1 pseudogene is annotated in these 661 nt (G+C 52.0%); it reads left to right on the forward strand.

Annotated features, from left to right (window positions below):
- Nucleotides 1-73 precede the first annotated feature (73 nt).
- Nucleotides 74-661 (forward strand): annotated as a pseudogene (locus HMPREF1024_RS29905) (IS5 family transposase); the annotation flags it as partial.

Here is a 661-nt window from a genome sequence, read left to right on the forward strand (position 1 = left end):
TTGTTGAATAAATCGAACTTTTGCTGAGTTGAAGGATCAGATCACGTATCTTCCCGACAACGCAGACCGTTCCGTGGCAAAGCAAAAGTTCAAAATCACCAACTGGCCCACCTACAATAAAGCCCTCATCAACCGTGGCTCCATAACTTTCTGGCTGGATGATGAAGCTATTCAGGCCTGGTATGAGTCAGCAACACCTTCTTCACGAGGCAGACCTCAGCGCTATTCTGACCTTGCCATCACGACTGTGCTGGTCATTAAACGCGTATTCAGGCTGACCCTGCGCGCTGCGCAGGGTTTTATTGATTCCATTTTTTACACTGATGAATGTTCCGTTGCGCTGCCCGGATTACAGCTGTGTCAGCAGGCGGGCAAAGTCGGTTAATGTCAGTTTCAAAACGCCCACCCGGGGTGAAATCGCACACTGGTGATTGATTCCACCGGGCTGAAGGTCTTCGGTGAAGGCGAGTGGAAAGTCAAAAAGCATGGCCAGGAACGCCGCCGTATCTGGCGTAAGCTGCATCTCGCCGTTGACAGTAAAACACATGAAATCATCTGCGCTGACCTGTCGCTGAACAACGTGACGGACTCAGAGGCCTTCCCCGGGTTAATCCGGCAAACCCACCGGAAAATCAGGTCAGCCGCCGCCGATGGCGCTTAC

Source organism: Klebsiella sp. 4_1_44FAA (assembly GCF_000238715.1).
Lineage (GTDB): Bacteria > Pseudomonadota > Gammaproteobacteria > Enterobacterales > Enterobacteriaceae > Klebsiella > Klebsiella pneumoniae.